The following is a 25857-nucleotide window of genomic DNA, read 5'->3' as shown; positions in this document are numbered from 1 at the left end:
TGGAAAAAGTATGAAGAACTGGAAAACGCTGCTTCTCGGTATCGCCATGATCGCGAATACCAGTTTCGCTGCCCCGCAGGTGGTCGATAAAGTCGCAGCCGTCGTCAATAACGGCGTCGTGCTGGAAAGCGACGTTGATGGCTTAATGCAATCAGTAAAACTTAATGCGGGTCAGGCTGGTCAGCAGCTTCCTGATGATGCCACGCTACGTCATCAGATCCTGGAACGTTTGATCATGGATCAAATCGTTCTCCAGATGGGTCAGAAGATGGGGGTGAAAATCTCTGATGAACAGCTGGATCAGGCTATCGCCAATATCGCTAAACAGAACAACATGACGCTGGACCAGATGCGCAGCCGTCTGGCTTACGATGGTCTGAGCTACTCAACCTACCGTAGCCAGATCCGCAAAGAGATGATCATCTCCGAAGTGCGTAACAACGAAGTGCGTCGTCGCGTCACCATCCTGCCGCAGGAAGTGGATGCGCTGGCCCAACAGGTCGGTAACCAGAACGATGCCAGCACAGAGCTGAACCTGAGCCACATTCTGATCCCGCTGCCGGAAAACCCGACGTCGGATCAGGTAAGCGAAGCGGAAGCCCAGGCGCGCTCGATTGTTGATGAAGCGCGTAACGGCAGCGATTTCGGCAAACTGGCGATCACCTACTCCGCCGACCAACAGGCGCTGAAAGGCGGCCAGATGGGCTGGGGACGTATTCAGGAGCTGCCGGGCATTTTCGCGCAGGCGCTGAGCACGGCGAAAAAAGGCGACATCGTTGGCCCGATTCGTTCCGGCGTTGGCTTCCACATTCTGAAAGTGAACGATCTGCGCGGCCAGAGCCAGAGCATCTCCGTCACTGAAGTTCATGCCCGCCATATTCTGCTGAAACCCTCGCCGATCATGACCGATCAACAGGCGCGCCTGAAACTGGAAGAGATCGCAGCAGACATTAAGAGCGGCAAAACGACCTTTGCTGCCGCAGCGAAAGAGTTTTCACAGGACCCAGGTTCTGCCAACCAGGGCGGAGATCTGGGCTGGGCGGCAGCGGATATTTTCGATCCTGCCTTCCGCGACGCGCTGACCCGCCTCAACAAAGGCCAGATGAGCGCCCCGGTGCACTCCTCATTTGGCTGGCACCTGATCGAACTGCTGGATACGCGTAACGTTGATAAAACCGACGCGGCGCAGAAAGACAGAGCTTACCGTATGCTGATGAACCGTAAGTTCTCGGAAGAAGCGGCGACCTGGATGCAGGAACAACGCGCCAGCGCTTACGTCAAAATCCTGAGCAATTAATGGCTACTGTTCAACGCGTTGTTATCACTCCCGGCGAACCCGCCGGGATTGGTCCTGACTTAGTCGTTCAGCTCGCACAGCGTGAGTGGCCGGTCGAACTCGTCGTCTGCGCAGATGCCCGTCTGTTAACCGACCGGGCCGCGTTGCTCGGTTTGCCCCTCTCGCTTCTTCCCTACTCGCCAAATCACCCTGCAAAACCGCAATCCGCCGGCACGCTGACCCTGTTGCCGACAGCGCTTCGCGCTCCTGTCACCCCAGGTCAACTCAGCGTTGAGAATGGGCAGTATGTGGTGGATACGCTGGCGCGCGCCTGCGACGGTTGTCTGCAAGGGGAATTTGCGGCGCTGATCACCGGGCCGGTTCACAAAGGCGTCATCAATGACGCAGGCGTACCGTTTACTGGGCACACGGAGTTTTTTGAAGCGCGTTCGCAGGCGAAGAAAGTGGTGATGATGCTGGCCACCGAGGAGCTGCGGGTCGCGCTGGCGACAACGCACCTGCCGTTAAGAGCGGTTGCCGACGCCATTACGCCCGCTTTGCTGCATGAGGTGATCGGCATTCTGCATCATGATTTACGCACGAAATTCGGCCTTGCCGATCCGCATATTCTGGTGTGCGGGCTAAATCCCCATGCGGGTGAAGGCGGCCATATGGGAACCGAAGAGATCGACACGATCGTTCCGGTACTGGATGATCTGCGCGCTCAGGGGATGCGCTTAAGCGGCCCCTTGCCCGCCGACACGCTTTTCCAGCCTAAATATCTCGATCATGCCGATGCCGTGCTGGCGATGTACCACGATCAGGGTCTCCCCGTGCTAAAATACCAGGGATTTGGTCGCGGCGTGAATATCACGCTGGGCCTGCCTTTTATTCGAACATCCGTAGACCACGGCACCGCGCTTGAACTGGCGGGTCGGGGGCAAGCGGATGTCGGCAGTTTTATTACGGCGCTTAATCTCGCCATCAAAATGATTGTTAATACCCAATGAATAATCGAGTCCATCAGGGCCACTTAGCCCGTAAACGCTTCGGGCAAAACTTTCTCAACGATCAGTTTGTGATCGACAGTATTGTCTCCGCCATTAACCCGCAAAAGGGTCAGGCAATGGTCGAAATCGGCCCCGGTCTGGCGGCGCTGACGGAGCCTGTCGGCGAACGTCTGGACCAGCTCACGGTGATCGAACTTGACCGCGATCTGGCCGCGCGTCTGCAAACGCACCCGTTTTTGGGGCCGAAACTGACGATTTATCAGCAAGATGCCATGACCATGAACTTCGGTGAGCTGTCTGAGAAGATAGGTCAGCCGCTGCGCGTATTCGGCAACTTGCCCTACAACATCTCCACCCCGTTGATGTTCCACCTCTTTAGCTATACTGATGCCATTGCCGACATGCACTTTATGTTGCAAAAAGAAGTGGTCAATCGTCTGGTTGCAGGGCCGAACAGTAAGGCGTATGGTCGATTAAGCGTCATGGCGCAATATTATTGCCAGGTGATCCCGGTGCTGGAAGTGCCACCATCCGCCTTCACGCCGCCGCCTAAAGTCGATTCCGCCGTTGTGCGTCTGGTGCCTCACACGACGATGCCGTATCCGGTGAAAGACATACGCGTGTTGAGCCGCATCACCACCGAGGCGTTTAACCAGCGTCGTAAAACGATTCGCAACAGCCTCGGCAATCTGTTCAGCGTCGAGGTGCTGACGGAACTGGGCATTGACCCGGCATTGCGAGCGGAAAATATCTCTGTCGCGCAATATTGCCAGATGGCGAACTATCTGTCAGAAAACGCGCCTTCGAAGGAGAGTTAAGCATGATCAATTCGCCCCGAGTGTGTATTCAGGTTCAGAGCGTCTACATTGAAGCGCAATCTTCACCTGATGATGAACGTTACGTATTCGCATACACGGTAACCATCCGCAATTTGGGGCGAGCGCCAGTGCAGTTGTTGGGGCGTTATTGGCTGATAACCAATGGTCATGGCCGCGAAACCGAAGTACAGGGCGAAGGTGTGGTTGGCGTGCAGCCGCACATCGCGCCCGGAGAAGAGTACCAGTACACCAGCGGCGCCGTTATTGAAACGCCGCTGGGCACCATGCAGGGTCACTACGAAATGATCGATGAAAAAGGCGTCGCCTTTACTATCGATATTCCCGTGTTCCGACTCGCCGTTCCAACACTTATTCATTAAAACTAAAGCAATGGCAACATACCTCATTGGCGACGTTCACGGTTGCTACGACGAACTGATCGCATTGTTACACCAGGTGGAATTTACCCCCGGTTCAGATGCCCTGTGGCTTACCGGCGATCTGGTCGCTCGCGGCCCTGGTTCTCTGGAAGTGCTCCGCTACGTGAAATCACTGGGCGACTGCGTGCGTCTGGTGCTTGGCAATCACGATTTACATCTGTTGGCCGTCTTTGCGGGCATTAGCCGCAATAAGCCGAAAGACAGGCTGACTCCGCTGCTGGAAGCGCCAGACGCCGACGAACTGCTCAACTGGCTGCGCCGTCAGCCGCTGTTGCAGGTAGACGAAGAGAAGAAGCTGGTGATGGCGCATGCGGGCATTACGCCGCAGTGGGATTTACAGACAGCGAAAGACTGCGCGCGCGATGTTGAAGCCGTGCTGTCGAGCGACTCCTACCCCTTTTTCCTCGACGCGATGTACGGCGATATGCCGAACAACTGGACGCCGGAGCTAACGGGTCTGGCGCGGCTGCGTTTTATCACGAATGCCTTCACCCGTATGCGTTACTGTTTCCCGAACGGCCAACTGGATATGTACAGCAAAGAGTCGCCGGAAAACGCCCCTGCGCCGCTGAAACCCTGGTTCGCCATTCCGGGACCGGTTAGCGAAGCATACAGCATTGTCTTTGGTCACTGGGCGTCGCTGGAAGGTAAAGGGACGCCGGAAGGCATTTATGGTCTGGATACCGGCTGCTGCTGGGGCGGGGATTTAACCTGCCTGCGTTGGGAAGATAAGCGCTACTTCGTGCAGCCGTCGAATCGTCATCTTGATTCAGGCAAAGGCGAGGCGGTAAACGCCTGAGCGTTATTTTGTAGGCCGGATAAGGCATTTACGCCGCTATCCGGCATTCACGCCACATTATTGCCTGATGGCGCTTCGCTTATCAGGCCTACAAATCCGCATTACAACATGCCGGATTAACGACGTTCCAGAATCTCGAAGCAGTAGCTGTGAGAATTCTGCTCATCGGCGTCGTGGAACTCGCTGAAGACCGATTCCCAGTCATCCGGTTCGTAGTCCGGGAAATGGGTGTCCCCTTCCACTTCGGCATCAATATGCGTCAGATACAGTTTCTGCGCTTTCGGCAAGAACTGTTCGTACACGCGTCCGCCGCCAATCACCATAATCTCTGGCGCATCGCCGCAGGCGGCAATCGCTTCATCGACCGATTTCACCCACTGCACGCGATCGTCAGTGCCAGGCTGGCTGCTGATGACGATGTTTTTACGCCCTGGCAGCGGTCGCCCGATGGATTCCCAGGTATGGCGCCCCATAACCACAGGCTTGTTTAAGGTGTTACGTTTAAACCAGGCGAGATCGGCAGGCAGGTTCCACGGCATGGCGTTTTCCATGCCGATAACGCGATCTACCGCTAACGCCGCAATCAGACTGATCATTGAATATTTCCTGGATACAAAAAATTGTCGCCACTATACGGAAAGAGCAATCTTTCGTCGACTAACGAAAAGAGGAATAGCACGAAAATTTTCCGTTCTGCTGGCAACCCGACTTATTTAAAGCGGTGTCAGCTCGCAGGCCGCCATCAGGCAATCAGACGCGCCATCCGGCCTACGATGGTTTGTAGGCCCGGTAAGCTTAGCGCCACCGGGCAAATTGCCGGATGGCGGCGTAAACGCCTTACCTGGCCTACGTTGACGGTTTCACTTCCGGCTCATCAGCTGCATCACCCGTATGTTTACCTTCATCCGTGCCTTGCCAGCCGTGGCGTTGAATTAACGATAAATGTTCACGGTCTTCAGTAATAATCTCGCTCAACATAGCGCTGGTGCGTTTATAGACAGCCGCGCGGGACGTTGGATCGTTTTCCCCTTTCGCCATCTCTTCCACCATCTGCGTATTAAAACGACGGAACAGATCGGCACGCTCGCGCGCCTCGTAGCGTCCCAGCCCTAATTTCTCCAGCGCCTGACGCCCTGTTTTTAACGCGCCTTCAAACGTTTCACGCTCCGGCATATCAACACCGGCCTGTCGCAAACGAATGTAGTGATCGACATCGCGGGCGCGGGCAATAATTTGCAGGTCGGGGAAATGGGCTTTTACCATTTCTGTCAGTTGTAAACTGGTTTGCGGATCGTCAATCGCGTTGATCAGCACTTCCGCTTTCGCCGCACCGGCAGACTCCAGCAGATCCATACGCGTCGCGTCCCCGTAAAAGACCTTCATGCCAAATTTGCGCAGCGTTTCAATATGATCCGGGTCATGGTCGAGAACCACCATTTTTACCCCGCTCGACAGCAGCAGACGTCCCGTAATCTGCCCAAAACGGCCAAATCCGGCGATGATCACGCGCGGTTGCTCCGCATCGATCTCATCCGCTTCACGCGCTTCGCCGATTGCGGATTTTTCCAGACGGCTCAGGAGCACCAGAAAAATGGGCGTCGCCGCCATTGAGAGCGCAACGGTGAGCGTCAAGGCCTTCGCCCATTCCGGGTCGAGTACACTGGACATTTGCGCCGCGCCGAATACCACAAAGGCAAACTCACTCCCCTGTCCTAATAATACGGCAAACCAGAGACGTTGCTTATTTGGCACCCGTAGCGGCCTGGCGACCAGCCACAGCATTACCGTTTTAATTACCAGGAAACCGACCAGCAAGATAAGAATGCGTAACGGATTATCGATCAGCGTGCCAAAGTCGATAGACATGCCGACGCCGATAAAGAACAGCCCCAGCAGCAGCCCTTTAAACGGTTCTATGTCGCTTTCCAGCGCATGCCGGTATTCCGAGCTTGCCAGCAATACGCCCGCCAGAAACGCCCCCATCGCCATCGACAGCCCCACTTCTTCCAGCAGCAAGCCGAAGCCAAAGACCAGAAATAGAGCCACGGCGCTGAACACTTCACGCAAACCGGAACGCGCGACAAAACGCAACACCGGGCGCGTGACATAGCGCCCTAACAGCACCACCAGCGCCAGCGCTCCCGCCACTTTTAACGCAGACAGCGCAAAGACGCCCAGCGTCGTTGAGGCGCTGCTGGCGGCCAGCAAGGGGATCATCGCCACCAGCGGAATAGCGGCAATATCCTGAAACAGCAGCACGGCGAATATGCTACGGCCCATTTGCGAGACGGTCAGGTTACGCTCATCCATCGCCTGCATCGCAATAGCCGTGGAAGAGAGCGCCAGCGTCATGCCGATCAGCTCCGCCACCTGCCAGCGCAGACCGAGGAACATACAGAACAGGCCAATCAACCCACCGCATACCACCATCTGCAACGCGCCGCCGCCAAAAACCGACGCACGCAGTTTCCACAAACGCTGCGGGTCCAGCTCCAGCCCAATCACAAACAGCATCAGCACCACGCCAATTTCGGCGAAATGAAGAATAGCTTCAGCGTCCGTCACCAGACGCAGCCCCCACGGGCCGATAATACACCCGGCAATGAGGTAGCCCAGCACCGACCCTAAGCCCAGCCGGACGGCAATCGGCACAATCAGCGCGGCCGACCCCAGGTAAATCAGCGCCTGTATCAGCGTATGGCTATCCATGATTTGCCTCCTGCCACGCCAGCAAACGTTGCTTGTAGTGGCGCGCCTGCGCCTGGAGCGTTTCGTCATCACAGACAAACGTACAGTGCATCGCAAAAGGCGGCAGCCAGTTGAGCCCACAATAGAGCGCGGTAGCCTGTAACGGCTGCGAGAGCACATCAAAGCCCGGATAGGCGCCAATAGCGAAGTGGCTTTCGCCTCCGCCGGTCGTCACGGCCCACATCAGATCTTTACCCCGGAGCGCCGTGCCGCCATGCCCGTAGGCCCAGCCATGCGCGAGGACTTTGTCCATCCAGAGTTTGAGTAAAGGGGGAACGCTGTACCACTGCATTGGATGCTGCCAGATGATAAGACGCGCGCGCGCCAGCGCCTGCTGCTCGGCGGCAACATCAATATTGAAGTCAGGGTAAAGTTGATAGAGCGAGCGAATTTCGACGCCATCCAGCGTCCTTGCCTGTTCCAGCATCCGTTTATTCGCATGCGAGTGCTGCGGATACGGATGGGCATAAATAATGAGGATCATGAAGTAGCCTGTTATTTTACATCTCTGTTTTACCACAGAGTGTAGTCAGTAATTTAACAGGCTAATAGTGAATATTATTGAGCAGCTAAATGGATAAAACTGAATTAATTATCCAGTTCGCTCATGTTCTTCACCTGATCGCGGTTGATCTGTTCCGTTTTACCGGTTTCTGCATTTTTGTAGGACACCAGTCCGGTATCATCATCGACCTGTGGTTTACCATCAGTGACGATCGTCTTGCCGTCGGTGGTTTTTATGGCCTGGTTTGATGAACAGCCCGCTACGGTAAATACCGTCGCAGCGGCAAAAAGAGACGCAATAAGAAGTTGTTTTTGCATGGTGTTCTCCCTGCTTTTCAGTCATTTTCAGTGGTATACCCATTAACTATAGACTAACTGACTGACCTTAAAAGAAAATACAGAACACTCTGAAGATATCCCCTAGCACAGAGGCTTGTTGCGAATCGTCATACTGCTCGTCTGGGCAAGCGTCAGTCCACGCGTCTCCGGCGCAAAGGCGATGGAAATAAGCAGACCGATAAGTGAAATTCCCGCCCCCATCAGCATGACGTAGCTGATCCCATATCTGGTGATGAAGATCGGCAGCGCCCACGTTGAAAGGATGGTGCCAATTCGACTCAGGGACATAATGACGCCCACGGCAGACGCGCGAATATCCGTCGGGAACAGCTCATTCGGATAGAGCCACTGAAGGTTCCCCGGGCCGCCGGAGAAAAAGGCGTACACCGCAAAGGCCGCAACCACCAGCCAGATCCCCATTTCTGGGATCAGCCCCAGCACAGCCAGCGCCAGCGTCATCATGACAAAGCTGCCGATCAGCAATGGCCGTCGCCCTATGCTGTTCAGCCAGTACATCGGCGGAATACAGCCCAGCATAAAGAACAAACTGATCACCACATTGCCCAGCGCCGCGCTTTTCCCGACGCCCAGCCCCAGCAGGCCGACAATCTGCGGGCCAAAGGTATAGATGGCGAACATCGGGATGACCTGGCAGGTCCAGATGGCGGCGACAAACAAAACAAACGGGAAGTGACGGCGATTAAACAGCTGTAAGAAGCGCGTCTCCTGGGGCGGTTCTTCATCAAACGCCACCGGTTCGCCAAACAGTTTAATCATCATCTCCTCGCACTCTTTCACCCGCCCCTTACGCAACAGCCAGCGCGGTGATTCGGGAAGATCGAAGCGTCCGATCAGGATCATAATGCAGGGAATTGCCGCGCTCCCCAGCATCCAGCGCCATCCGCCCGCCACATCGTACAACCAGTAGCCGACCAGGTCGGCGCAGGTGGCGCCGACGTACCACATCGCGGCAATAAAACTGATCGAGAAGGCGCGCTGGCGGGTGTTGGAAAACTCGGTAATCATCGAGGTGGCGATAGGATAATCCGCGCCAATCACCACCCCAATCAGCACGCGCATGACGAGCAACTCCATCGGCGATGAGACAAACATCGTCGCTACCGATATCACCCCAATGGCGATGATATCGATGAGGAACATTTTACGTCGCCCCACTTTGTCTGAGATATAGCCGAACAGCGACGTACCGACAAACAGCCCGGCCAGCGTGCCTGCCCCCAGTAACCCCAGCCACTGCGCATCCAGCTTCAGCGCAGGCGTGAGCTGCTCCAGCGCCACGCCAATCATGACCAGTACGTAACCGTCCAGGAACGGCCCGCCGCTTCCCCACAGCATAATTCTGCGGTGAATAGAGGAGAATTTAATGTCGTCAAAGTTCCTGGGCTGCTGCATAGCCGCGTCCTGTTTTGTTTTCACTTGATGCCTGATGGCACGACGCTTATCAGGCCTACGAATCACGTATTTTGTAGGCCGGATAAGACGCGTCAGCGACGCCATCCGGCATCAACCTCAGCCGTAGCGAAATTCCACGCCAAAGGTGCCGCGCGGGTATTCCCATTTCTCCAGCGCCGTCCCCAACCCGAGAATTCGACAGGTGCCGCACTCCAGGCACCCGGCGTAATCAAAACGCACGCTGCCGTCGTCCTGCTTTTTATACAACCCGGCCGGACACGCCTTGATCAGCACCTCCAGCGCCTGCTTATCCGGTTCGGTTTTCAGGATGATGTGCGGATTGTCTTCATCCACATTGAATTTATTGACGCCCAGTTTGACGTCCACATTGACGGGAGAAGTCATAATACGGTCACTCCTTTGATGCCATCCTTCATCAGGTTGATGAAGCCCACTTTCTTCGCGTGGCGCAGGATTTTTTTACGCACAGGGACGGGAGCGCTGCCATCGACGGTAAACAGATCGCGGGCAATGCCCACCGCCATTTCAGGGTAGCGCGTGAACATACGCGGGTTGTCCAGAAACGCCGGTAAGCGCTGGTACATACGCATATCCCGCATCGGCCCGTTGTCGAGATGCTGTCGATATTCCGCCAGCCCCTGTCGGCTGAAATCGTTGCTCTGCATGGCCGAAAGTACGGTCTTCGCCGCCGCTTCCCCTGCCGCGACGGCCAGGTCCATACCGCGAATCGTAAAACCGAGGTTCATACACATACCGGCGGCGTCACCGGCAATCAGCACGCCGTCGCCCACCAGCTCCGGCTGCATATTCATTCCCGCTTCCGGGACGACGTGCGCGGCGTACTCCAGCAGTTTTCCGCCCGCAATCAGCGGCGCCACCGCCGGATGCTGTTTAAAATCTTCCAGCATTTGTGGAACCGACTTTTTCGCCTCTTTCAGATGATGCAGACCGCAAACCAGCCCCAAAGAGAGGGTCGTTTTATTGGTATAGAGGAAGCCGCCGCCCATCAGACCGTCGGTCGGAGAACCGGCAAACAGACAGGCCGCACCTTCATCTCCCTGTAATCCGAAGCGATCCACAATGACCGATTCAGGCAACTCAATTAACTCTTTTACGCCTACCGCGACATGGGCGGCATCTACACGTTTCGCCATTCCCAGATTTTCCGCCAACAGCGAGTTCACGCCATCAGCAAGAATGACCGTTTTCGCTTCAATAACGTCGCCATCCGCCTCAACGCCCACCACTTTGCCGTCGCGCTGAACAAGATTATCCACGCGGATGCCGGTTATCAGCTGCGCGCCCGCCTCTTCAGCCTGTTCCATCAGCCAGGCGTCAAATTTGCTGCGTAAGACGGAATAAGAAACCTGCGAAGGCGCGGCATCCTCGCCATTGACGTAATCCACCGCCATCGCCCCTTTTTCGGTCATAAAAGCGAGTTTTTCATGGGTGATCACGCGTTCAACCGGGGCATGTTCAGCAAAACCGGGGATAATGCGCTCCAGACTGTGCGCGTAGATGCGCCCGCCGGTGACATTCTTCGCGCCGGCGGAATTGCCGCGCTCAATAACCAGCACCTGCGCCCCTTCGCGGGCGAGCACCAGCGCCGCGACGGAACCCGCCAGTCCGGCCCCCACGATGATGGCATCAAAGATATCTTCGGACATAAGAACTCCAGATTTACCTGTCAGCGGCAGGGCCGATACCCACAGGCCCTGCCCGAGTGGATCAGCGTGCTAAAGCGCTCGTAAGCGCAGGCAGAATCTTCATCACATCGCCGACAATGCCGTAATCAGCGTATTGAAATATCGGCGCATTTTTATCTTTGTTGATGGCGCAGATGGTTTGTGAACCGTTCGCGCCCACCATGTGCTGGATCTGCCCGGAAATGCCCACCGCGAGGTAAAGCTCTGGTTTAAGCATCAGGTTGGAGATGCCGACATAACGCTCGTGCTCCATCCATTTTTCGTTTTCCGCCACCGGACGAGAACACGCCAGTTCCGCGCCAATGGCCTGACACAGCGCCTGGGCCAGCGAGATATTCTCTTTGCTGCCGATGCCGCGCCCGACGCTGACCACCAGTCGCGCTTTATCAAGATCGACCGTGTTGCTCTGGCGCGCCTGCGTTGCGGTGCGCGTTACGACGACATCTGGCGACTGCCACTGCACGTCATGCGACTCGCCGTGGCGGGACACATCCGCCTGTTGCGCCTCGAACGTGCCGCTGCCGACGGTGATCACCGCATACGGTGATGTAATGGTCTCTTCGCCAATCGCCAGCCCGCCGTAGACCATATGTCGGACGGTCGCATGGCCCTCCTGCTGCGTTACCGCACTGGCGTCGTTAGAAACGGCCGCCGCGAGACGAAATCCCAGCTTTGCCGCCAGCAGTTTGCTACGGCGGGTATTAGGCAGCAGCACCAGACCCGAATCCCCCTGCTGGCGAATCGTCTGCGCCATCACCCCGGCGTAATCTTCCACCATGCGGTCGTCCGGTTTACCGCGTAAATGCCAGATGTGATTCGCCCCCAGCTGGCGTGCCGTCTCGCCCTCGGCGTCGTGCTGCACAAACGCATGAATCTGCTCGCCTGAAGCCAGTGCGCCGCTCATCAGTTCCGGCAGACGAGAAGGGGTATCGCTGAATACCCAGACATGAGAAAACGTGTTCATAATATCCCCCGGTAATTAAATGATTTTGCGCAGATGTTCGGCGAACGCGGCGATCTGTTCTTCACCATCGCCTTCAATAACGATGCGCTGACGCTCGCGTTGTTTCGGTGCGGCGACCTTCTGAATGGAGTACGCGTCTGGCGCACTGAAACCAATATCCGCCGCAGACCAGACCTGCACCGGTTTTTTCGCCGCGCCCAGAATCGCTTTCATCGACGGGATCTGCGGAGCGTTAATGTCTGTGGAGACCGCCACCACCGCAGGCAGGGGAATACTCAGGGTTTCAATTTCATCTTCCAGTTCACGCTCAACGGTAAGCGCACTTTCCGTCAGGGAGAGGATTTTGCTCACGCCGTTGATGGCCGGAATGTTCAGCGTTTCACCCACCAGCAGGCTGACCTGCTGGGCATAAAGGTCGGAGGAACCGTCGCCGCAAACGATCAGATCAAAGCCTGATTTTTGCGCGGCGGCGGCAAGCGCTACGGCGGTGCGTTGCGGCAAAGCCTGTTCAAACTGGTCGTCTATCACCACGACCAGTTCATCTGGCCCACGGGAAAGCACATCTTTACGCCCTTTGGCGTTGGTCAGCGCCTTGCCGCCTACGCTCATGGCAATCACCTGGGCATCGCTTGTCTGCTGCTTTAACTGGCAGGCAGCTTCAATCGCATTCAGATCGTACTGACTGATTTTGGCATCCGCTTTGCTGATATCTAATGAACCATCGGCATTATTGATCGCAATATCCTGCTCATCAGGCACACACTTGTAACAAGTAATTATCTTCATTGCATCTCCAGAAATCATGAAGGAAACGTCATCCATATCGGCGGTGTTAAATACAGATATCACGCTCTTTAATTCGGAAATAAAACTTTAATCACCAATATTGAAAATGTCACACGCTGATATTTACAACTTTCAATATTGTTAAGCACCTCACTAATATTGAACAGCCCCCATAGAACATAAAAATTTTCAATATTGTTTGATGGATCACCAATATTGAATGAGAGATGCGCACAATTCGACCAAAATGCAACACATCTAATTGTTTTACATTGATTTTATTTGAAAATAAGGGTCAAAAACACCAGACAAAAAAGTGTGATCAACATAACGGATTACCGCAAAATGAATACCCATTATGAGTTACTCGCCAAAGCGACTCTGAGGTCTAACTGTCATCAGATTATTACTAAGAAAAATAAACAAAATATAACAAACGGGAACGTAACATAAATTTCGTTTTGACACTGGAATTGACTCATGAAAAATGAAAAGAGAAAGTCCGGGATTGAACCTAAGGTTTTTTTCCCGCCGTTAATAATTGTAGGGATACTTTGTTGGCTAACCGTCAGAGATCTCGACGCTGCGAATATTGTTATTAATGCCGTCTTCAGTTATGTCACAAATATCTGGGGTTGGGCATTTGAATGGTACATGGTGGTGATGCTTTTTGGCTGGTTCTGGCTGGTCTTCGGCCCTTACGCTAAAAAAAGATTAGGTGATGAACCGCCTGAATTCAGCACCGCCAGCTGGATTTTCATGATGTTCGCCTCCTGCACTTCCGCCGCCGTGCTGTTCTGGGGCTCAATCGAAATTTATTATTACATCTCGACGCCGCCCTTTGCTCTGGCACCTGGCTCCAACGGCGCCAAAGAGATCGGCCTCGCCTACAGCCTGTTTCACTGGGGGCCGTTACCGTGGGCAACTTACAGCTTCCTCTCCGTCGCGTTCGCCTACTTCTTTTTTGTTCGCAAAATGGACGTGATTCGTCCCAGCTCCACGCTGGTACCTTTAGTGGGCGAGAAACACGCGAAAGGGTTATTCGGTACTATTGTCGATAACTTCTATCTGGTGGCGCTGATCTTCGCGATGGGCACCAGCCTCGGTCTGGCGACGCCGCTGGTGACAGAGTGTATGCAGTATCTGTTCGGCATCCCTCATACGCTGGAACTGGACGCCATCATCATTACCTGCTGGATCGTTCTGAACGCCATTTGCGTGGCCTGCGGCCTGCAAAAAGGGGTGAAAATCGCCAGTGACGTGCGTAGCTATCTCAGCTTCCTGATGCTCGGCTGGGTGTTTATCGTCAGCGGCGCCAGTTTCATCATGAACTACTTCACCGATTCCGTCGGTATGCTGTTGATGTATCTGCCACGCATGTTGTTCTACACCGATGCGATCGGCAAAGGCGGCTTCCCGCAAGGCTGGACCGTTTTCTACTGGGCATGGTGGGTCATTTACGCCATCCAGATGAGTATCTTCCTCGCGCGTATTTCCCGCGGCCGTACCGTGCGCGAACTGTGCTTTGGGATGGTGCTCGGCCTGACCGCCTCCACCTGGATTCTGTGGACCGTTCTTGGCAACAACACCTTGCTGCTGATGGATAAAAATATTCTCAATATTCCACAACTTATCGAACAGCACGGCGTGGCGCGCGCCATCATCGAAACCTGGGCCGCACTGCCATTCAGCACGGCTACGATGTGGGGATTCTTCATCCTCTGCTTTATCGCTACCGTCACGCTGATTAACGCCTGCTCCTACACGCTGGCCATGTCCACCTGCCGCGAAGTGCGCGACGGTGAAGAGCCGCCGCTGCTGGTACGTATCGGCTGGTCGGTGCTGGTTGGCGTTATCGGCATCGTCCTGTTAGCACTCGGCGGGTTAAAACCCATTCAAACCGCGATTATCGCCGGAGGATGCCCGCTGTTCTTCGTCAACATCATGGTAACGCTCTCCTTTATCAAAGACGCCAAAGTGCACTGGAAAGATAAATAAACTCAATAAACTCCTTACAAATGAGGCTGGAAGATGGATTTTAATTTGAATGACGAGCAGGAACTGTTTGTCGCCGGTATTCGTGAACTGATGGCCAGTGAGAACTGGGAAGCCTACTTTGCCGAGTGCGATCGCGACAGCGTCTACCCGGAACGTTTTGTGAAAGCGCTGGCGGATATGGGCATCGACAGCCTGTTGATCCCGGAAGAACACGGCGGGCTGGAAGCCGGTTTCGTCACCGTTGCCGCCGTATGGATGGAACTGGGGCGTCTGGGCGCGCCCACTTACGTGTTGTACCAATTGCCGGGAGGTTTTAACACTTTCCTGCGTGAAGGGACCCAGGAGCAAATTGATAAAATCATGGCGTTCCAGGGAACCGGCAAGCAGATGTGGAACTCGGCGATCACCGAACCGGGAGCGGGATCGGATGTTGGCAGTTTAAAAACTACCTATACCCGTAAAAATGGTAAGGTTTATCTTAACGGCAGCAAGTGTTTCATCACCAGTAGCGCCTACACCCCCTACATCGTGGTGATGGCACGGGACGGCGCCTCCCCGGACAAACCGATTTATACCGAATGGTTTGTCGATATGAGCAAACCCGGCATCAAGGTTAACAAACTTGAGAAGCTCGGCCTGCGCATGGACAGCTGCTGTGAAATCAATTTTGACGATGTTGAGCTGGACGAAAAAGACATGTTCGGCCGGGAAGGTAATGGCTTTAACCGCGTAAAAGAAGAGTTCGACCACGAACGTTTCCTGGTGGCTTTAACCAACTACGGTACGGCGATGTGCGCGTTCGAAGACGCTGCGCGTTACGCCAATCAGCGCGTGCAGTTTGGCGAGACGATCGGCCGCTTCCAGCTGATTCAGGAGAAGTTCGCGCATATGGCGATCAAATTAAACTCCATGAAAAACATGCTGCTGGAAGCCGCGTGGAAAGCGGATAACGGCACCATCACCTCGGGCGATGCCGCGATGTGTAAATACTTCTGCGCCAACGCCGCGTTTGACGTGGTAGACAGCGCCATGCAGGTATTGGGCGGCGTCGGGATTGCGGGCAACCACCGCATTACGCGTTTCTGGCGTGACCTGCGCGTTGACCGCGTCTCCGGCGGCTCTGACGAAATGCAGATCCTGACGCTCGGCCGCGCCGTGCTGAAGCAATACCGTTAAACATTGCCCGGTCCATCGTAGGACGGATAAGGCGTTTACGCCGCCATCCGGCGATATGCCCGGTGGCGCTGCGCTTACCGGGCCTACAAACCATCGTAGGCCGGATAAGGCGTTTACGCCGCCATCCGGCAACATGCCCGGTGGCGCTGCGCTTACCAGGCCTACAAACCATCGTAGGCCGGATAAGGCGTTTATGCCGCCATCCGGCAATTTGCCCGGTGGCGCTGCGCTTGCCGGGTCTACAAAAAATGCAGGAATTTATTTATGAACCGTTTACCGATGCCCACTTTCGGGCCGCTCGCCGGATTGCGGGTCGTGTTCTCCGGGATTGAAATCGCCGGGCCGTTCGCCGGACAAATGTTCGCAGAGTGGGGCGCGGAAGTGATCTGGATTGAAAACGTCGCCTGGGCCGATACCATTCGCGTCCAGCCGAACTATCCGCAGCTTTCACGCCGAAACTTGCATGCCCTCTCCCTAAACATCTTCAAAGATGAAGGTCGGGAAGCGTTTCTGAAACTCATGGAAACCACTGACATCTTCATCGAAGCCAGCAAAGGCCCGGCGTTTGCCCGTCGCGGAATTACCGATGACGTGCTGTGGGAACACAACCCCAAACTGGTGATCGCCCACCTTTCCGGTTTCGGCCAGTACGGCACGGAGGAGTACACCAACCTCCCGGCTTACAACACCATCGCCCAGGCCTTTAGCGGCTACCTGATTCAGAACGGCGATGTCGATCAACCCATGCCCGCGTTCCCGTATACGGCGGACTATTTTTCCGGGATGACCGCCACCACCGCCGCGCTGGCGGCTTTGCACAGAGTGCGTGAAACCGGCAAAGGCGAAAGCATTGATGTGGCGATGTATGAAGTGATGCTGCGTATGGGCCAGTACTTCATGATGGATTACTTCAACGGCGGCGAAATTTGCCCGCGCATGACCAAAGGCAAAGACCCCTACTACGCCGGATGCGGGCTGTATAAATGCGCAGACGGTTACATCGTGATGGAGCTGGTCGGTATTACGCAGATCAACGAGTGCTTTAAGGATATCGGCCTGGCGCACATTCTGGGTACGCCAGAGGTGCCGGAAGGCACCCAGCTTATCCATCGCGTTGAGTGCCCTTACGGGCCGTTAGTCGAGGAAAAACTGGATGCGTGGCTGGCGACCCGTTCCATCGCCGACGTGCAGGCGCGTTTCGCCGAGCTGAATATCGCCTGCGCGAAAGTGCTGACCATTCCAGAACTGGAAAGCAACCCGCAGTACGTCGCCCGCGAATCCATTACCGAGTGGCACACGATGGATGGCCGCACCTGTAAAGGGCCAAACATCATGCCGAAATTCAAAAACAACCCAGGGAAAATCTGGCGTGGCATGCCGTCGCATGGCATGGACACCGCCGCCATTCTAAAAAACATCGGTTACAACGAAGCAGATATACAGGAACTGGTCAGCAAGGGTCTGGCCAAAGTTGAGGATTAAACGCAAAGCGCTAACCGGTTTATCCGGTTAGCGCGCATGCCTATTTTCGAACGGATAACAGTGCAATGGATATCGTTGGCGGACAAAACTTACGTCAGATGTGGGACGACCTGGCCGAGGTATACGGAAATAAAACGGCGCTTATTTTTGAATCCAGCGAAGGCGTTGTCCGGCAATTCAGCTACGCGTCGCTGAATGAGGAGATCAACCGCACGGCGAACCTTTTCCTCGCCTCAGGCATTCAGAAAGGCGATAACGTCGCGCTGCATCTGGATAACTGCCCGGAGTTCTTTTTCTGCTGGTTTGGTCTGGCCAAAATTGGCGCCATCATGGTGCCGATCAATGCCAGGCTCCTGCGCGAAGAGAGCGCCTGGATTTTACAAAACAGCCGCGCGCAGCTCATCGTCACCAGCGCTGAATTTTATCCGATGTATCGCCAGATACTGCTTGAGGACGATACCCTGCTCAATCATATCTGTCTGATTGGCGAAAATGCGCCCGTTGAAGATAACGTTAGCCATTTTTCTCAACTGAAAGACCAGCAGCCTGCCACATTGTGCTATGCGCCGCCGTTATCCACTGACGACACGGCGGAGATTCTGTTTACTTCTGGCACCACCTCGCGGCCAAAAGGCGTGGTCATTACCCATTACAACCTGCGTTTTGCGGGTTACTACTCCTCCTGGCAGTGTGCGCTGCGTGAAGATGACGTCTATCTGACGGTGATGCCCGCCTTTCATATTGACTGTCAGTGTACTGCGGCAATGGCGGCATTCTCCGCAGGCAGCACCTTTGTGCTGATCGAAAAATACAGCGCCCGCGCGTTCTGGGGACAGGTACGAAAGTATCGCGCCACCGTCACGGAATGTATTCCGATGATGATCAGGACGCTGATGGTGCAGCCCGCCTCCCCGGAAGAGAGGCAGCATTGTCTGCGCGAAGTGATGTTCTATCTCAACCTTTCCGTGCAGGAAAAAGACGCTTTTATTGCACGTTTCGGCGTCCGGCTGCTGACCTCTTACGGGATGACGGAAACCATTGTCGGCATTATTGGCGATCGTCCCGGCGATAAACGGCGCTGGCCATCTATTGGTCGCCCTGGATTTTGCTATGAGGCGGACATCCGCGATGAGCAGAACCGCTCGCTGCCCGCCGGAGAAATCGGTGAAATCTGTATTAAAGGCGTGCCGGGAAAAACCATCTTTAAAGAGTATTACGCCAGGCCGGAAGCCACCGCCAAAGCGCTGGAAGCCAACGGCTGGCTGCATACCGGTGATTCCGGCTATCGGGATGAGGAAGGATTTTTCTATTTCGTCGACAGGCGTTGCAACATGATTAAGCGCGGCGGCGAAAATGTCTCCTGCGTCGAACTGGAAAACATTATTTCGGCTCATCCCAAAATTCAGGACATCGTCGTTATTGGTATTCACGATTCGATTCGCGATGAAGCCATTAAAGCCTTTGTGGTGCTTAATGAAGGTGAAACATTAACGGAAGAGGAGTTTTTCGCTTTCTGTGAACAAAATATGGCGAAATTCAAAGTCCCCTCTTTTCTTGAGATAAGAAATGATCTGCCCCGAAACTGTTCAGGAAAAATAATTAAAAAGAACCTGAAATAAGCATTCTTACCCGTCCGATTTTAAATAATGGAGTGAAGATATGAGTGAATCATTACATTTGACCCGTCACGGCCCAATTCTGGAAATTATGCTGGATCGCCCGAAAGCGAATGCAATAGACGCAAAAACCAGTTTTGAGATGGGCGAAGTTTTTCTCAATTTCCGTGACGATCCCGAATTGCGTGTGGCGATCATCACCGGTGGCGGCGAAAAATTCTTCTCCGCAGGCTGGGATTTAAAAGCGGCGGCCGAAGGCGAAGCCCCGGACGCCGATTTTGGCCCCGGCGGGTTTGCCGGTTTAACCGAGATCTTTGACCTGGATAAACCGGTGATTGCCGCCGTTAACGGCTATGCCTTCGGCGGCGGGTTCGAACTGGCGCTGGCGGCGGATTTTATCGTCTGCGCCGATAACGCCAGTTTCGCGCTGCCTGAAGCAAAGCTCGGCATTGTGCCTGACAGCGGCGGCGTGCTGCGCCTGCCTAAGCTGTTGCCGCCTGCTGTCGTCAACGAAATGCTGATGACCGGCAGACGAATGGACGCAGAAGAAGCCTTGCGCTGGGGAATTGTGAACCGGGTTGTCAGCCAGCAAGCGTTAATGGACAGCGCCCGTGAACTGGCGCAACAGCTGGTGAACAGCGCGCCGTTGGCGATCGCCGCCCTCAAAGAGATCTACCGCGCAACCAGTGAAATGCCGGTGGAAGAAGGTTATCGCTACATTCGCAGCGGCGCATTGAAGCACTACCCGTCGGTACTGCACTCTGAAGATGCGATCGAAGGCCCGCAGGCGTTTGCCGAAAAACGCGATCCGGTCTGGAAAGGCCGCTAGCGCCGTACTGCCGGATGGCGCTAACGCTTATCCGCCTACTGCCGTAGGTCGGATAAGGCGCTGTCGCCATCCGACAACAATCACGGAGGAATAACCATGAGCTATTACGCCTTTGAAGGCCTGATTCCGGTAGTACATCCAGAGGCGTACGTGCATCCCAGCGCCGTGTTGATTGGCGATGTCATCGTCGGTGCCGGCGTCTATATCGGCCCGCTTGCATCGCTGCGCGGCGACTATGGGCGTCTGATTCTTGAGGCGGGCGCTAACCTTCAGGATAGCTGCATCATGCACGGTTATTGCGATACCGACACCATCGTGCATGAAAACGGGCATATCGGGCATGGCGCAATCCTTCACGGCTGCGTGATTGGTCGTGATGCGTTAGTGGGCATGAACAGCGTAATCATGGATGGCGCAATCATCGGCGAAGAGAGTATCGTTGCCGCCATGAGTTTTGTAAAAGCAGGTTTTGTCGGCGCGCCCAGGCAGCTGCTGGTTGGCGCGCCTGCACGCGTCAAACGTGATGTCACGGATGAAGAGCTGCACTGGAAACGGCTCAACACGCAGGAATATCAGGATCTCGCGGTACGCTGTCGGGCATCGCTATGTGAAACGCAACCCTTAACCCAGGTCGAAAAGAACCGACCGCGCCTGAAAGGCACGACGGAGGTGAAGCCAAAATCGGCGTAGCGCTTTGTGCCGGATGGCGCTGGCGCTTATCCGGCCTACGAGTCAACACACCGTTGCAGGCCGGATAAGGCATTTACGCCGACATTACCGACGCATACTTTTTGATAGCATCATCTGCCATTTCTGCTCGCGGTTTAGCTCTGCGGGCGGAACCGGCATTCGCGGGGTTCTCTCCGCTTTTACCATCTTCTCCTGCGCGCTATGACCCAAACGCGCATAGAGCTGCGCGTCAATACGCTTAATACGCACCAGACGCTGGCACTGGCATCCTCGCCCTTCCAGCTGATTAGGGATCGTCCTGGTCTCGCACTCTATTTCCCCCACTTCAGAAAGAATATACGAAACTGTATTAATCGCTTTGCAATAATCCATATTAAATTGCTTCGCGATCTCTTTGGCGCTCACCCACCGGTTTTCTGCCATTACCCAATCAGCAATTAACAAATAAAGTGGTTTCTCAACATATTTTTCACTCATAAGCACACCATTTTACAAATTAAAAATCTTGCTACGGTTCGTTATGGCCTGAATATAAATAACGCCATTAACCATAAATAAATTGTGGATATAAGGGGATAGTATGCGACTTAATTGTTGATTAGTGTGAGCGAAATCGTGCTTGTTACATTGAAAACCACATCCAGGAAGCGTATGTGACCAGGAATGACCTTATGGCGTAAAAAAAGGTTCCTTTGCAGGAACCTTTTTATATCACCAGATAAATGCGTCTGCCGCTTACTTCGTAATTTGCGCGTGCATTTCCTGTACGGAGATCACCTTTTCAGTCGCATCGGCGTTCAGCGCCATCGTCGTGGCGAAGCCGCCGTTCAGGGTCGTGTCGTAATGCACTTTATACTGCAACGCGCTGCGGCGAATCAGTTTAGAGTCCTCAATCGCCTGACGACCTGCGGTGGTGTTGATGATGTAGGTGTATTCGCCATTCTTGATACGGTCCTGAATGTGCGGACGACCTTCATGCACCTTGTTGACCAGACGCGGGTTGATGCCCGCCTCACCCAGCACAATCGCCGTACCGTGAGTCGCATCCAGTTCGAAGCCCTGTTTCAGCAACTTCGCCGCCAGGTCCACCACACGTTCTTTGTCGCCTTCACGAACGGAGAGCAGCGCACGGCCCGATTTCTTCATCGTCGAGCTGCTGCCAAGCTGTGCTTTGGCGAACGCTTCAGCGAAGGTGCGGCCGACGCCCATCACTTCCCCGGTAGAGCGCATTTCTGGCCCTAACAGCGGGTCAACGCCCGGGAATTTGTTGAACGGCAGCACCACTTCTTTCACCGAGTAGTACGGCGGGATGATTTCTTTCGTCACGCCCTGCTCGGTCAGCGATTTGCCCGCCATCACGCGCGCCGCCACTTTCGCCAGCGGTAAGCCAGTCGCTTTGGAGACGAACGGTACGGTACGCGCCGCACGCGGGTTCACTTCAATCAGGTAGACTTCGTTGTCTTTCACCGCGAACTGCACGTTCATCAGACCACGCACCTGCAACTCAAAGGCCAGCTTCTGCACCTGCTGGCGCATCACGTCCTGAATCTCTTTGCTTAACGTGTAGGCCGGCAGAGAACATGCGGAGTCACCGGAGTGCACGCCCGCCTGTTCGATGTGTTCCATGATGCCGCCAATCAGCACCATTTCACCGTCGCAGATAGCATCCACATCCACTTCCACCGCGTCATCAAGGAAGCGGTCCAGCAGTACCGGCGCATCGTTAGAGACGCTGACTGCGGTCTGGAAGTAACGACGCAGGTCAGCTTCGTCGTAAACGATTTCCATCGCGCGGCCACCCAGCACGTAGGACGGGCGAACCACCAGCGGATAGCCAATCTCTTTTGCCTTCTCAACGGCCTGTTCAATCGCCGTCACGGTGGCGTTAGCAGGCTGTTTCAGTTTCAGACGGTCAACCGCCTGCTGGAAGCGTTCACGGTCTTCCGCGCGGTCAATCGCATCCGGGCTGGTGCCGATAACCGGCACGCCTGCCGCTTCCAGCGCGCGCGCCAGTTTCAGCGGAGTCTGGCCGCCGTACTGTACGATGACGCCTTTCGGTTTCTCGACGCGCACGATTTCCAGCACATCTTCCAGCGTGACCGGCTCGAAGTACAGGCGGTCGGAGGTGTCGTAGTCGGTGGAGACCGTTTCCGGGTTACAGTTGACCATAATGGTCTCGTAACCGTCTTCGCGCAGCGCCAGCGAGGCGTGTACGCAGCAATAGTCAAATTCAATCCCCTGGCCGATACGGTTCGGGCCGCCGCCGAGCACCATGATTTTGTCGCGATCCTGGTTCGGATTCGCTTCGCACTCATCTTCATAAGTGGAGTACATGTAGGCGGTGTCGGTAGCAAATTCCGCCGCACAGGTATCCACGCGCTTGTAAACCGGGTGCAGGTTGAACTGGTCGCGCAGTTTGCGCACTTCCGCTTCGCGCACGCCCGCCAGTTTAGCCAGGCGCGCATCGGCGAAGCCTTTGCGCTTCAGCATCCGCAGGAAGTCAGCGTCGAGGCCGGTGATGCCAAGCTCCGCCACTTTCTCTTCCAGACGAACCAGTTCTTCAATCTGCACCAGGAACCAGCGGTCGATGTTGGTCAGGTTAAAGACGCCATCGACAGACAGACCCGCGCGGAACGCATCAGCGATGTACCAGATACGCTCGGCGCCCGCATCTTTCAGCTCGCGACGAATTTTGGTCAGCGCTTCCGGGTCATCCAGGCTCACTTTCGGGTCAAAACCGGCGGCGCCCACTTCCAGACCGCGCAGCGCTTTCTGTAAGGATTCCTGCTGAGTGCGACCAATCGCCATCACTTCGCCGACGGATTTCATCTGGGTGGTGAGACGGTCGTTGCTGCCCGCGAATTTTTCAAAGTTGAAGCGAGGAATTTTGGTGACAACGTAGTCGATGGACGGTTCGAACGATGCCGGAGTACGGCCGCCGGTGATGTCGTTCATCAGTTCGTCGAGGGTGTAACCCACCGCCAGTTTCGCCGCCACTTTGGCAATCGGGAAGCCGGTGGCTTTTGACGCCAGCGCCGAGGAGCGGGAGACGCGCGGGTTCATTTCGATGACAATCAGACGACCGTTTTTCGGGTTCACCGCAAACTGAACGTTGGAACCGCCGGTTTCCACGCCAATTTCACGCAGTACCGCCATCGAGGCGTTACGCATGATTTGGTACTCTTTGTCCGTCAGCGTTTGCGCCGGAGCCACCGTGATGGAATCACCGGTGTGGATGCCCATCGCGTCAAAGTTCTCAATGGAGCAGACGATAATGCAGTTGTCGTTCTTATCACGCACCACTTCCATTTCGTACTCTTTCCAGCCAATCAGCGACTCATCAATCAGCAGTTCGTTGGTTGGGGAGAGATCCAGACCGCGCGCGCAAATTTCTTCGAACTCTTCGCGGTTGTAGGCAATACCGCCGCCGGTGCCCCCCATCGTAAAGGATGGACGGATAATGCACGGATAACCGACGTCAGCGGCAACCGCCAGCGCCTCTTCCATCGTATGCGCAATACCGGAGCGGGCAGTGTCGAGGCCGATTTTCTTCATCGCCACATCGAAACGGCGGCGGTCTTCGGCTTTATCAATCGCATCGGCAGTGGCGCCAATCATGGTCACGCCGAACTCAGCCAGCACGCCCTGACGCTCCAGCTCCAGCGCGCAGTTCAGCGCCGTCTGGCCGCCCATCGTCGGCAGCACCGCATCCGGGCGCTCTTTCTCAATAATTTTACGCACCACTTCCCAGTGAATCGGCTCGATGTAGGTCGCATCGGCCATTTCCGGGTCGGTCATGATGGTCGCGGGGTTAGAGTTCACCAGGATGACGCGATAACCTTCTTCGCGCAGCGCTTTACACGCCTGGGCGCCAGAGTAGTCAAACTCACACGCCTGGCCGATAACAATCGGGCCCGCACCCAGAATCAGGATACTTTTTATGTCTGTACGTTTTGGCATGGCTCTGTTTACTCCTGATTATTTCGCGGACTGACGGTACTGCTCAATTAACTCGATAAAGTGGTCGAACAATGGCGCGGCATCATGCGGGCCAGGGCTCGCCTCAGGGTGTCCCTGGAAGCTGAACGCCGGTTTATCGGTGCGATGAATCCCTTGCAGAGTGCCGTCGAACAGCGATTTGTGCGTCACTCGCAGATTTGCAGGCATAGAAGCCTCATCCACCGCAAAACCGTGGTTCTGCGCCGTAATCATCACGGTATTGTTATCGATATCTTTTACCGGATGGTTACCGCCGTGGTGGCCGAACTTCATCTTGATGGTTTTCGCGCCGCTCGCCAGCGCCAGCAGCTGATGGCCGAGGCAGATGCCGAAAACCGGAATATCGGTTTCGAGGAATGCCTGAATCGCCTCGATAGCGTAGTCGCACGGCGCCGGATCGCCAGGGCCGTTAGAGAGGAAGATACCGTCCGGGTTCATCTTCAGCACCTCTTCGGCGGAGGTCTTCGCCGGAACCACCGTCAGGCGGCAGCCTCTGTCTACCAGCATACGCAGGATGTTGCGTTTCGCGCCGTAGTCGTAAGCCACAACGTGGAACGGCAGGTCAGTTTCTGATTTGGCTTCCGGCAGGTCGTCTGCAAGCGTCCAGCTTCCCTGCGTCCAGCTATAGGATTCAGCGGTGGTCACTTCTTTCGCCAGATCCATTCCATTGAGGCCCGGGAAGGCTTTCGCTTTCTCCAGCGCCAGTGCCGCATCCGGGTTATCACCCGCGATAATGCAGCCGTTCTGTGCGCCCTTCTCACGCAGCAGGCGCGTCAGCTTACGGGTATCAATATCGGCAATCGCCACGATGTTATGGCGTTTCAGGTAAGAAGAGAGGTCTTCAGTATTGCGGAAGTTGCTGGCAATCAGCGGCAGATCGCGAATGACCAGACCTTGCGCATGAACCTGAGAGGATTCTTCATCGGCTTCATTGGTGCCGACATTACCGATATGAGGATAAGTAAGAGTGACAATTTGGCGGGAATAGGAAGGATCAGTGAGGATTTCTTGATAACCGGTCATTGAAGTATTGAAAACGACTTCCCCAACCGCCGAACCTGTTGCCCCTATGGCCCGACCGTGAAACTGGGTTCCGTCTTCCAGAACCAATAGCGCTGACTTAATCAAAACACCCTCCAGAGAATATTCACTCACTTTATTTGCATATTAATTCATTTGTATAACCTGAATCAATGCAAATCTGCTTACCCGTGGATTTCTGGCAAACGGCGGCATTCTGAAG

23 protein-coding genes are annotated in these 25857 nt (G+C 55.0%); 11 read left to right on the top strand and 12 right to left on the bottom strand.

Annotated elements, in window-relative coordinates:
• Positions 1-10 precede the first annotated feature (10 nt).
• Genes surA through apaH form a run of 5 tightly spaced genes read left to right on the top strand, consistent with a single transcriptional unit; the run spans position 11 to position 4343 of the window.
• A complete protein-coding gene (surA, locus tag OGV82_RS22140) occupies positions 11-1297 on the top strand; it encodes a peptidylprolyl isomerase SurA (RefSeq protein WP_047458976.1) in 1287 nt (428 codons plus the stop codon).
• On the top strand, positions 1297-2286 hold the full coding sequence (pdxA, locus tag OGV82_RS22135) for a 4-hydroxythreonine-4-phosphate dehydrogenase PdxA (RefSeq protein ID WP_012134114.1): 990 nt from the start codon (positions 1297-1299) through the stop codon (positions 2284-2286). The genes surA and pdxA overlap by 1 nt, the downstream gene beginning before the upstream one ends.
• Positions 2283-3104: a 16S rRNA (adenine(1518)-N(6)/adenine(1519)-N(6))-dimethyltransferase RsmA gene (gene rsmA, locus OGV82_RS22130; protein WP_012134115.1), complete on the top strand. Its 822-nt coding sequence runs from the start codon at positions 2283-2285 to the stop codon at positions 3102-3104. The genes pdxA and rsmA overlap by 4 nt, the downstream gene beginning before the upstream one ends.
• 2 nt (positions 3105-3106) lie before the next feature.
• Entirely contained in the window at positions 3107-3484 is a 378-nt protein-coding gene (gene apaG / locus OGV82_RS22125; RefSeq protein ID WP_012134116.1) for a Co2+/Mg2+ efflux facilitator ApaG/CorD, read from the top strand.
• A gap of 10 nt (positions 3485-3494) precedes the next feature.
• On the top strand, positions 3495-4343 hold the full coding sequence (gene apaH / locus OGV82_RS22120; protein WP_047458985.1) for a bis(5'-nucleosyl)-tetraphosphatase (symmetrical) ApaH: 849 nt from the start codon (positions 3495-3497) through the stop codon (positions 4341-4343).
• Between the two features lie 116 nt (positions 4344-4459).
• Here the strand turns inward: apaH and folA are convergent, their stop codons facing one another.
• The 9 genes from folA to OGV82_RS22075 all read right to left on the bottom strand — a co-directional run bounded on the left by folA (position 4460) and on the right by OGV82_RS22075 (position 12824).
• A complete protein-coding gene (folA, locus tag OGV82_RS22115) occupies positions 4460-4939 on the bottom strand; it encodes a type 3 dihydrofolate reductase (RefSeq protein WP_012134119.1) in 480 nt (159 codons plus the stop codon).
• A 250-nt stretch (positions 4940-5189) separates the two neighbouring features.
• Positions 5190-7052: a glutathione-regulated potassium-efflux system protein KefC gene (gene kefC / locus OGV82_RS22110; RefSeq protein ID WP_047458988.1), complete on the bottom strand. Its 1863-nt coding sequence runs from the start codon at positions 7050-7052 to the stop codon at positions 5190-5192.
• Positions 7045-7575: a glutathione-regulated potassium-efflux system oxidoreductase KefF gene (gene kefF / locus OGV82_RS22105; RefSeq protein ID WP_047458991.1), complete on the bottom strand. Its 531-nt coding sequence runs from the start codon at positions 7573-7575 to the stop codon at positions 7045-7047. The genes kefC and kefF overlap by 8 nt, the downstream gene beginning before the upstream one ends.
• A 104-nt stretch (positions 7576-7679) precedes the next feature.
• Positions 7680-7913 carry a YgdI/YgdR family lipoprotein gene (locus OGV82_RS22100; protein WP_012134122.1) on the bottom strand — a complete coding sequence of 78 codons (234 nt, stop codon included), beginning with the start codon at positions 7911-7913 and terminating at the stop codon, positions 7680-7682.
• A 102-nt stretch (positions 7914-8015) separates the two neighbouring features.
• Complete coding sequence (locus OGV82_RS22095; protein ID WP_024130715.1) at positions 8016-9347, bottom strand: MFS transporter; 1332 nt, start codon at positions 9345-9347, stop codon at positions 8016-8018.
• 117 nt (positions 9348-9464) lie between these two features.
• Positions 9465-9752, bottom strand: a complete 288-nt coding sequence (gene fixX / locus OGV82_RS22090; protein ID WP_012134124.1) for a ferredoxin-like protein FixX — start codon at positions 9750-9752, stop codon at positions 9465-9467.
• Complete coding sequence (locus OGV82_RS22085; protein WP_101744249.1) at positions 9749-11035, bottom strand: FAD-dependent oxidoreductase; 1287 nt, start codon at positions 11033-11035, stop codon at positions 9749-9751. Before OGV82_RS22085 ends, fixX begins: the two co-directional genes overlap by 4 nt.
• Positions 11036-11096: 61 nt before the next feature.
• Positions 11097-12038 (bottom strand): electron transfer flavoprotein subunit alpha/FixB family protein, encoded by a 942-nt coding sequence (locus OGV82_RS22080; RefSeq protein WP_047458997.1) that lies wholly within the window; start codon positions 12036-12038, stop codon positions 11097-11099.
• 15 nt (positions 12039-12053) lie between these two features.
• Positions 12054-12824, bottom strand: a complete 771-nt coding sequence (locus OGV82_RS22075; protein ID WP_047459000.1) for an electron transfer flavoprotein FixA — start codon at positions 12822-12824, stop codon at positions 12054-12056.
• A gap of 480 nt (positions 12825-13304) precedes the next feature.
• Between OGV82_RS22075 and caiT the strand changes: the two genes are divergently transcribed.
• The 6 genes from caiT (at position 13305) to caiE (ending at position 20615) form a co-directional block, all read left to right on the top strand.
• Positions 13305-14822, top strand: coding sequence for an L-carnitine/gamma-butyrobetaine antiporter (caiT, locus tag OGV82_RS22070; RefSeq protein WP_286462847.1), 1518 nt, complete (start codon positions 13305-13307; stop codon positions 14820-14822).
• A gap of 33 nt (positions 14823-14855) precedes the next feature.
• Positions 14856-15998, top strand: a complete 1143-nt coding sequence (gene caiA / locus OGV82_RS22065) for a crotonobetainyl-CoA dehydrogenase (protein ID WP_012134130.1) — start codon at positions 14856-14858, stop codon at positions 15996-15998.
• 264 nt (positions 15999-16262) lie between these two features.
• A complete protein-coding gene (gene caiB / locus OGV82_RS22060; RefSeq protein ID WP_024130718.1) occupies positions 16263-17480 on the top strand; it encodes an L-carnitine CoA-transferase in 1218 nt (405 codons plus the stop codon).
• Between the two features lie 65 nt (positions 17481-17545).
• Positions 17546-19099 carry a crotonobetaine/carnitine-CoA ligase gene (gene caiC, locus OGV82_RS22055; RefSeq protein ID WP_047459004.1) on the top strand — a complete coding sequence of 518 codons (1554 nt, stop codon included), beginning with the start codon at positions 17546-17548 and terminating at the stop codon, positions 19097-19099.
• 40 nt (positions 19100-19139) lie between these two features.
• The gene (caiD, locus tag OGV82_RS22050; protein ID WP_047459007.1) at positions 19140-19925 is read left to right on the top strand and encodes a crotonobetainyl-CoA hydratase; all 786 of its coding nucleotides are present in this window, start codon (positions 19140-19142) and stop codon (positions 19923-19925) included.
• Between the two features lie 96 nt (positions 19926-20021).
• Positions 20022-20615 (top strand): carnitine operon protein CaiE, encoded by a 594-nt coding sequence (gene caiE, locus OGV82_RS22045; protein WP_047459010.1) that lies wholly within the window; start codon positions 20022-20024, stop codon positions 20613-20615.
• A gap of 84 nt (positions 20616-20699) precedes the next feature.
• Here caiE and caiF read toward each other — a convergent pair whose 3' ends face one another.
• The 3 genes from caiF to carA form a co-directional block, all read right to left on the bottom strand.
• Positions 20700-21092, bottom strand: a complete 393-nt coding sequence (gene caiF / locus OGV82_RS22040) for a carnitine metabolism transcriptional regulator CaiF (RefSeq protein ID WP_012134135.1) — start codon at positions 21090-21092, stop codon at positions 20700-20702.
• Positions 21093-21350: 258 nt separating this feature from the next.
• Positions 21351-24575, bottom strand: coding sequence for a carbamoyl-phosphate synthase large subunit (carB, locus tag OGV82_RS22035; RefSeq protein ID WP_012134136.1), 3225 nt, complete (start codon positions 24573-24575; stop codon positions 21351-21353).
• An 18-nt stretch (positions 24576-24593) separates the two neighbouring features.
• The gene (gene carA / locus OGV82_RS22030) at positions 24594-25742 is read right to left on the bottom strand and encodes a glutamine-hydrolyzing carbamoyl-phosphate synthase small subunit (protein ID WP_024130719.1); all 1149 of its coding nucleotides are present in this window, start codon (positions 25740-25742) and stop codon (positions 24594-24596) included.
• Between the last annotated feature and the right edge of the window lie 115 nt (positions 25743-25857).

This window comes from Citrobacter sp. CK191, assembly GCF_030333435.1.
In the GTDB taxonomy this organism is placed as follows: Bacteria; Pseudomonadota; Gammaproteobacteria; order Enterobacterales; family Enterobacteriaceae; genus Citrobacter_B; species Citrobacter_B koseri.
Note: the sequence above shows the minus strand (reverse complement) of the source record. Positions and strands in the feature narration are given on the sequence as shown.

Excerpts from the sequence above, each read along its gene's own strand:
- kefC (WP_047458988.1), bottom strand. The coding sequence starts at position 7,052 with ATGGATAGCCATACGCTGATACAGGCGCTGATTTACCTGGGGTCGGCC.
- caiF (WP_012134135.1), bottom strand. The coding sequence starts at position 21,092 with ATGAGTGAAAAATATGTTGAGAAACCACTTTATTTGTTAATTGCTGAT.
- caiE (WP_047459010.1), top strand. The coding sequence starts at position 20,022 with ATGAGCTATTACGCCTTTGAAGGCCTGATTCCGGTAGTACATCCAGAG.
- apaH (WP_047458985.1), top strand. The coding sequence starts at position 3,495 with ATGGCAACATACCTCATTGGCGACGTTCACGGTTGCTACGACGAACTG.
- apaG (WP_012134116.1), top strand. The coding sequence starts at position 3,107 with ATGATCAATTCGCCCCGAGTGTGTATTCAGGTTCAGAGCGTCTACATT.
- caiB (WP_024130718.1), top strand. The coding sequence starts at position 16,263 with ATGAACCGTTTACCGATGCCCACTTTCGGGCCGCTCGCCGGATTGCGG.
- caiT (WP_286462847.1), top strand. The coding sequence starts at position 13,305 with ATGAAAAATGAAAAGAGAAAGTCCGGGATTGAACCTAAGGTTTTTTTC.
- surA (WP_047458976.1), top strand. The coding sequence starts at position 11 with ATGAAGAACTGGAAAACGCTGCTTCTCGGTATCGCCATGATCGCGAAT.
- caiA (WP_012134130.1), top strand. The coding sequence starts at position 14,856 with ATGGATTTTAATTTGAATGACGAGCAGGAACTGTTTGTCGCCGGTATT.
- pdxA (WP_012134114.1), top strand. The coding sequence starts at position 1,297 with ATGGCTACTGTTCAACGCGTTGTTATCACTCCCGGCGAACCCGCCGGG.
- OGV82_RS22100 (WP_012134122.1), bottom strand. The coding sequence starts at position 7,913 with ATGCAAAAACAACTTCTTATTGCGTCTCTTTTTGCCGCTGCGACGGTA.
- fixX (WP_012134124.1), bottom strand. The coding sequence starts at position 9,752 with ATGACTTCTCCCGTCAATGTGGACGTCAAACTGGGCGTCAATAAATTC.
- OGV82_RS22085 (WP_101744249.1), bottom strand. The coding sequence starts at position 11,035 with ATGTCCGAAGATATCTTTGATGCCATCATCGTGGGGGCCGGACTGGCG.
- carB (WP_012134136.1), bottom strand. The coding sequence starts at position 24,575 with ATGCCAAAACGTACAGACATAAAAAGTATCCTGATTCTGGGTGCGGGC.
- caiC (WP_047459004.1), top strand. The coding sequence starts at position 17,546 with ATGGATATCGTTGGCGGACAAAACTTACGTCAGATGTGGGACGACCTG.
- caiD (WP_047459007.1), top strand. The coding sequence starts at position 19,140 with ATGAGTGAATCATTACATTTGACCCGTCACGGCCCAATTCTGGAAATT.
- kefF (WP_047458991.1), bottom strand. The coding sequence starts at position 7,575 with ATGATCCTCATTATTTATGCCCATCCGTATCCGCAGCACTCGCATGCG.
- OGV82_RS22095 (WP_024130715.1), bottom strand. The coding sequence starts at position 9,347 with ATGCAGCAGCCCAGGAACTTTGACGACATTAAATTCTCCTCTATTCAC.
- folA (WP_012134119.1), bottom strand. The coding sequence starts at position 4,939 with ATGATCAGTCTGATTGCGGCGTTAGCGGTAGATCGCGTTATCGGCATG.
- OGV82_RS22075 (WP_047459000.1), bottom strand. The coding sequence starts at position 12,824 with ATGAAGATAATTACTTGTTACAAGTGTGTGCCTGATGAGCAGGATATT.
- OGV82_RS22080 (WP_047458997.1), bottom strand. The coding sequence starts at position 12,038 with ATGAACACGTTTTCTCATGTCTGGGTATTCAGCGATACCCCTTCTCGT.
- rsmA (WP_012134115.1), top strand. The coding sequence starts at position 2,283 with ATGAATAATCGAGTCCATCAGGGCCACTTAGCCCGTAAACGCTTCGGG.